The following is a 6,531-nucleotide window of genomic DNA, read 5'->3' as shown; positions in this document are numbered from 1 at the left end:
CCATCGGCCCGTGCAAGTAGTGCAGCGTGTCTGCGACGCCGGTGGGCACCCTCGCAGCCTCGCGAATGAGCAAACAAGCCTCGCCCGCCGTACCCAAAGCCGATATCGCGCCAACGCAATCGATCGCCCGCTGGTCATGAAACATTTCTCCAATGCGTGCCATCTTTTTCGCAGAGGTTTCCAAGACCTCGCTTGCTATCAGAGGAATGTCGTTCCAATTGAAGCTGTCTTCACCGCAGAGCGCATCTATCAGCAGCCCGCCTGCCAGCAGCGAGCCTGTGTAGCCGGTGCTCGACGGCAGTGAATCCGGACCGGACTCGAAGCGAAGTGCTGCCGAAGCGGTGCGTGACAGCGGGTCGTTGCCTCCGCTTGTAATCGCGAGGGATGGTAACGTGCTGTGGATGGTGAGTGCAGCGATTGGCTCGATGCTTCTTCCTCCGACAGAAAAGACTATGATCGCGTCGCCAGGGTCCCCCGGCTCCATGAGATCGACTGCGCGCCAAGTATTTGCTCGTCTGCCGCGGCGTTGCAGCTCACCGGCCACTACCCCCGCTGCCTCGTAACTCGCGCCTATTCCTGTAACGACGACAGTCCCCTTTTCAAATGGCGCGAGATCAAGGTCGCGAAGCTGCGTTCCGACCACTTCCAAGGTATGGCGAAACTGATTGGGTTGACGGGCGATCGTTGACCTGTAAATCATTGGATATCCATATGTTGAGAGACAATTGAGGTCTCTGGGCCATCCCCGGCACTGCAAAGTTGCCGCGCCAAGACGCAGGCGCCTAAGACCGGCGGCTTGTCGAGGAAGGTGACCGCCACTGTCGCCCCGAAACGATCGGAAATTTGATGGGAGAACGCATTGGCTAAAAGTGGCTGGGCGAGGATGACCCCTCCGCCTACCACCACGTCTTTGTCGGACACGCCCGCCAACTTCAGGTGGTGAACTAATTGGGTCAGGGCCGCTGCGCCCTCGTCAATAACGCGCTTAGCCAACGACGAGCCTTCATTGGCTGCGTAGAAGATAACGGGTGCGTGTCGCCCCAGAGCCGAGGCACCGCCTTCCTTCGCGATAGCGGTGCCGATGTTCGTGGGGCTATTCAGTCCAAATGCCTCACAAAGCGCTTCGACAAGCGGCTCTGACCTTGCCCCTCCGAGGTCAATGTGCCGTCGCACTGCTCGACCAGCCTCACGTACTAAACCGGGAGCGCTCCCTTCGTCTCCGATTGCCCAGCCCCAACCGCCTGCGACATGCATCCTGCCTTTCTGGTCCCGAGCAACGGCGATTGAGCCAGTTCCCGCGACGACACCAATTCCGCTGGAAAGCCCCATGGCTAGGGGAAATAGCTCTGCATCGTTGACGACCCTCAACGGGCAGGCAAAATGATTGGAAAGTGGTTTTTGCAGGATGGCACACTCGGCCTCATCATCACATCCATGAGAGCCAATCGCGATGCCGTTGGGAGTGGCGCCATCCGCAAATCCGCTGATTAGCGCGATTAGTCCAGGAATATCGTGGTCATAGGCTCCACAACGCCATTCACTGGTCCTCACCACCAAGTCGCGGCCCATGCCCTGTTCCAGGCAGCTTCTCAAATGCGTTTTGGTGCCTCCGATGTCGACACCAATCGATATAGAACCCATCTCGTCATCTCTGTTCGCATTCGCGCCCAGCGGCCGCGGTCCCAGTCTCTCGCTGAAGGAATATCACTTTTTTTTCGTCTGTCAAAGATGGTTTTTTTCATCATGCGCGACTTTTTCCCCGCGCGGCGATGATGGTCAAATGCCGTGCAAAAAGGCTGGCAGGCGGCTGGGGGCTCTAACGAAAACAATGTTCACGGCTTGGCAATCTGCTGAAAAATTCCTATTGCTTTCACTGCCTGTGTCAATCAAGCCTAGGGAGCTGGAGCTCGGCGACATCAAGGGAATCGTAAATGCAGGAAAAGATCTTGGCGCGCTTGCGTTCGTCTCAGCCCAGCCTCAGTCCGGCGCTCCTTCGCATCAGTGAGTACGTCCTTAACGATCCCGCGAAGGTCGTGAACCAAACTATCACGGAGGTTGCTGACGGATCCGGATCGAGCGAAGCGAGCGTCTTGAGGTTCTGTAGAGACATCAAATTTTCGAGCTTCCAGCGTTTCAAACTGGCATTGGGGATCGAACTCTCCACTCACCAGACAATCAGACACGCCAGCCCGTCTGGTGACGTCATCGACGACACGCTGTCGACGGCCATCACCGCGCTCAAGCAGACAAAAGACCTGTTGAACCACGCCGCTCTCGAATTGGCGGCAAAACAGATCATACGAGCAAAAAGCATAGATCTGTACGGGTTCGGCGGCTCTGCGAATGTGGCCCGATACGCGCATTACTTGTTTGTTCGATTCGGACTGGTGTCGCGCGTGCTGGACGACCCACATCTCGCCGTCATGAGTGCAGTGAATCTCGGGCCGAAGCAAGTCGCACTGGCAATTTCGGAATCTGGCTCGAGCAAGGATACAATCAACTCACTTATGGCGGCCAAGGCGGCTGGCGCATTTACCATCGCAATCACCTGTCATATACGCAGTCCGATCGCTGCCAACGCGGACGCTGTACTGGGAGCATCCTCAACAGACACGCCCATCACGCGAGGAGCATTCTCCAGGGTCGCTGGACAATATTTGATCATCGACATCCTCGCCAACATGATCGCTAAAGATGGCAGCAAGTTCCAGGCGGCTATGCAGCGAACCGCAGAAGCCACCATAGATAAAAGCTTTTAGCCGAAACGTTCGCGCAGGTAGTCGTTCAGGAAGCGACCGTCCGGGTCGAAGCGAGCCCTTTGAGAAATAAAATCCCCGTATCTTGGGTACAAGGCTTCGATCTCGGACCGGCCCAGGCTGTGAAGTTTGCCCCAGTGCGGACGACCTTTTACCCAGGAAAAGATTGTCTCGCAATCGCGGATGAAATCCCAGTAGTCCTCTCCTGCTGCGCCGGACACCGATATCATTGCGGTCTTCCGCTCAAAGTATGGACTCAACCAAATATCGTCAGCCGCCACGGTTCTATACTCAACCGGGAATATCTGCGACGGATGCTTCGTCTGGATCAGCTTGCGTATTTCACGCAATACCGCCGGACCGTCCTCGTAGGGCACCGAGTATTCGCATTCGTTATGGTTCGGCATCGGAATTGAACCCGGAAATATCCGATAGCTGGGCCCTATTCTCTCGCCGGCCTGTGCTTCGACAGCTGCTGACGGCTGAGTTGTGACGTTCAGCGTTCTGATTTCGCAGACATCAGCTTTACTGCGCGTACGACCAATGCCAGACGTGTCGGGCAGGCTGTATAACGATGCCGAGTGTTCGGTCGGGCACCAGAACACGCGGAGGCTCCGGTTTTCCTGACATAGCTGATCCAAATGATTCATGCATTCTTCAAAATCCTCACGCCATATTTTGTCATGAAGATCAAAAGCAGGAACAAGCTTCATCGTGACGGAAAGCACCACGCCAAGCATTCCGAGACAAACTTTCGCAGCGTTGAGGACATCGATGTCTTGCGAAGCATCGAAATTGGCGATGGATCCATCGCCCATCGCTATCCGCATTCCAATTATCGGGCCCGCTAAGCATTGCAAACTATCGCCGCTGCCATGCGTACCCGTCGATACGGCCCCGCTCATCGTCTGCAGATCGATATCGCCCTGGTTGGGCAATGCCCAACCAGCAGAACGCAGTTCAAGGCCAACGTCACAAATCCGCGTTCCGCCGCGGAGGGTTACGCTGCCGTTGGTTGGGTCGATATTTTCGATCCCTGTTAGACGCTCCGCGGAGATTAGAACTCCGTCCGTGGGGACAATCGGCGTATAAGAGTGCCCCGTACCCACTACGCGGACGCGCAGATTGGTTGAAGCTGCTGTCTTGATCGTTCTGCAGACGTCATCGTCCGAACTTGGCATTTCGAAATGCTTCACCCGACAAACCTGATTGCTCACCCAGTTCCGCCAAATCATGCTAGGGCCGAGTGTCTGCGCTCTGGTCTCTGAAGAAGGCAATGGAGTTCTCCTTGCGTGTGTTTTCTCGCTGCTAGGTGCTGGGGCAGCCGCCTCGGCCCGCCAGAATAGGGTCGTCACGCTGTGCCCAGCGCCGACTCATTTTGGCAGGCATGACGGATATCATCATCGACCTAGATACAAAAGAAGATTATCTCCATTATAACTCGGTGCCCCGGCAGACCGACCATTGGCGCGGGGCAGCGGTGACCGCTGGTGGTCCACACTCGCTTCTCCCGTCGATGCGAACGGAAAATTATCGTTTCAGAGCCTTCACCCCACAAGAGCCGACGACTGGCACCGACCGGTTGCGTCGGGCCTCACCACGTATTTCGTGCGAGGCTTTCGCCGAAGGACGCGTATGCTGTCTTGTGCACGTCAATCAGCCTGTTGGACAGTTCTGGCTCTTGGCCCGGCGGCCTTGCAGTGCAGGAGCGTTTGGCGAGTCCTGGCCCCAGCTCTTGACCTTGTCCTTGCCCTTGAAGCGCATCATCAGACGCCGCCTCATAGAGCGCGCGCCGCACGTCGACGTCGCCTGCCTTCGAGATGCGGCCCTGAACGTCGATCGAGGTGCCCGACTGCCGGCGTCGCGACCTCAGCCCGAAGTAGGCCGCGACGTCGCGCGAGCGGCGGAACCGCGTGGGATCGTCCATCGCCGTTCATGAACGAAAGCGCCGTCACCGGACCGACGCCGGGGATGAACGCAGCGCTCGAACCGTCGTGACGCACTCTTCCATCGGACGGACGGAGCATCGAAATCGAGCGCGGTCCGGCTGTCTCATTGTCGGCGCGGCGGCAGGCAGGATAACGTGGTTCAGTCGTTCCTGGTTTGCATCGGTGCTCATCCGCCGGAGCGGATCTCCTTGCTCAGATGGGGTCCGTCAGCGCGCCGGCGCCATGCGTTTTATCTGCCGCCGCACCGCTCATCGATGCGCTCCCAGCAGCTTGCGGTCCTTGACATGGGCGCGCCGCGTGGCATCGGCCTCGCTCGCGGCCGCATCGCCGACGTAAACGTCCATCGCTCCACATGGCGTGTATGATCACCGCCAGCTTGCGCGCCACCGCAACGCAGGCCTTGCGGTGGCAGGAGCGTTTGGCGATGTCCCGGCCCCAGCTCTTGACCTTGTCCCTGCCCTTGAAGCGCGTCATCAGTCCTGACGCCGCCTCGTAGAGCGCGCGCCGCACGTCCGCGTCGCCGGCCTTGGAGATCCGTCCCTGAATGTCGATCGTTGAACCGGACTGCCAGCGCCGCGACGTCAGCCCGAAGTAAGCGGCGACGTCGCGCGAGCGGTGAAAGCGCGTGGGATCGTCGATCGCCGTCATGAAGGAGAGCGCCGTCACCCGACCACGTCGGGAATAGCCATGAAGCGCCGGCACGGCTCGCTGTGCGCGACGATCCTCACGACGAGATCATGCAGCCGGCAGTACTGTCGCCACAGCGCCGCGCGCGCCGTCAGCATGGCGTCCATCAGCTCGGCCGACAACGGATTGTCCGCCACCGCCTGGCGTACCGCGCGTTCGAAGGCGCCACGTCCGACCTTGCCTAAGGCGGATGCCGAACGACTTCAGCGAGTGGCGGATGGCGTTCTCCAGGTCGAGGAACTTCGGCCTTCAGATTGCGCCGGTGCGTCAGCAAAAGGCGCGTCCGGTAGCTCAATGGCTCGACGGACACGAACTCCGACGCCATGCTCGAACATCAAGTCGGCAAGTTGGCGCCCATCGAGCAGAATGACGCGTTGAGACAGGTGCTTCACGAATTCGTGGGCATGTGGGCTGAATGTCGAGGTGGTCACGAAAACACCCTTCGTCGCTCCTAGCCCTACCAGACTGCCGACGAATCCTTGAACATCAGGTCGCCCAATAGCGTTTGCGACAGCATAACGCTTCGCTTGAACATACACCGATCGAGACCGAGCCGATCCTCGTTGATTACGCCATCAACCCCGCCGTCGCCCGAGCGCCCAAGCTGGGCGGCTGCGTTCTTATGCGATCCGCCATAACCCATGGCGACAAGTAGATCGACAATGAGCCGCTCAAAGAAGGCCGGGCTGTTTTGGCCTATCCTGTCCAAAATGTCTGCCCGCAAAGCGGTTAGTACCGCCTGATAGGCACTTTCGATCTGCTCTTCCGGCGTCGCCTCCGTCGCGACGTCGGATGGCGTCTCCCCTGCACTATCATCGGAGCCGTTGCCCTTGTAAAACTTCCTAAACTCTGGGTGTTTCAATAGCAGCTTCACGTCGATGCGGTCAGGGCCGCTGGTGAGCAATGACAGACCTGCTTCGGTGGCAACGAACCGCCCTCGTGCGGGAGAGGCGAGCAGTCCCGCTTTGCTCATGTAGAATTTCGCCCAGTGGATACGGTTGTGTAGCACGTGCTGCTTGCCGCTCGGCAACAGCTGCTCACGCTCTTCAGCGGTGAGACCAAACCGTGCAGCAATCTCGGCCTCGGCTAGTGGGCGGAGGTTTCGTCCTTCGAAGAGACCTCAAGAACCGGGAGCATGA

General features: G+C 58.6%; 4 protein-coding genes and 3 pseudogenes. 1 reads left to right on the top strand and 6 read right to left on the bottom strand.

Annotated elements, in window-relative coordinates; genetic code table 11:
• Window positions 1-700: glucosamine--fructose-6-phosphate aminotransferase (locus tag EN738_RS08165; protein WP_127283234.1), on the bottom strand; the 700-nt coding region annotated here is incomplete at its 3' end.
• Window positions 697-1,641 (bottom strand): BadF/BadG/BcrA/BcrD ATPase family protein, encoded by a 945-nt coding sequence (locus tag EN738_RS08160; protein WP_051695319.1) that lies wholly within the window; start codon window positions 1,639-1,641, stop codon window positions 697-699. The genes EN738_RS08165 and EN738_RS08160, both read right to left, overlap by 4 nt.
• Before the next feature lie 290 nt (window positions 1,642-1,931).
• Between EN738_RS08160 and EN738_RS08155 the strand changes: the two genes are divergently transcribed.
• Window positions 1,932-2,759: a MurR/RpiR family transcriptional regulator gene (locus tag EN738_RS08155; RefSeq protein ID WP_029354755.1), complete on the top strand. Its 828-nt coding sequence runs from the start codon at window positions 1,932-1,934 to the stop codon at window positions 2,757-2,759.
• On the opposite strand, the gene EN738_RS08150 is transcribed toward EN738_RS08155, so the two are convergent.
• The 4 genes and pseudogenes from EN738_RS08150 to EN738_RS35895 form a co-directional block, all read right to left on the bottom strand.
• The gene (locus tag EN738_RS08150) at window positions 2,756-3,973 is read right to left on the bottom strand and encodes a D-arabinono-1,4-lactone oxidase (RefSeq protein WP_164783573.1); all 1,218 of its coding nucleotides are present in this window, start codon (window positions 3,971-3,973) and stop codon (window positions 2,756-2,758) included. The genes EN738_RS08155 and EN738_RS08150 overlap by 4 nt on opposite strands.
• A gap of 485 nt (window positions 3,974-4,458) precedes the next feature.
• Window positions 4,459-4,729 (bottom strand): annotated as a pseudogene (locus EN738_RS08145) (IS110 family transposase); the annotation flags it as partial.
• A gap of 224 nt (window positions 4,730-4,953) precedes the next feature.
• Window positions 4,954-5,684 (bottom strand): annotated as a pseudogene (locus EN738_RS35905) (IS110 family transposase); the annotation flags it as partial.
• Window positions 5,685-5,778: 94 nt separating this feature from the next.
• Window positions 5,779-6,422: pseudogene (locus EN738_RS35895) on the bottom strand (restriction endonuclease); the annotation flags it as partial.
• Window positions 6,423-6,531: the final 109 nt, after the last annotated feature.

Source organism: Mesorhizobium sp. M4B.F.Ca.ET.017.02.2.1, from assembly GCF_003998955.1.
GTDB classification, from domain to species: Bacteria; Pseudomonadota; Alphaproteobacteria; order Rhizobiales; family Rhizobiaceae; genus Mesorhizobium; species Mesorhizobium abyssinicae.
This window is presented reverse-complemented; position numbering and strand designations above follow the sequence as displayed.

Excerpts from the sequence above, each read along its gene's own strand:
- EN738_RS08155 (WP_029354755.1), top strand. The coding sequence starts at position 1,932 with ATGCAGGAAAAGATCTTGGCGCGCTTGCGTTCGTCTCAGCCCAGCCTC.
- EN738_RS08160 (WP_051695319.1), bottom strand. The coding sequence starts at position 1,641 with ATGGGTTCTATATCGATTGGTGTCGACATCGGAGGCACCAAAACGCAT.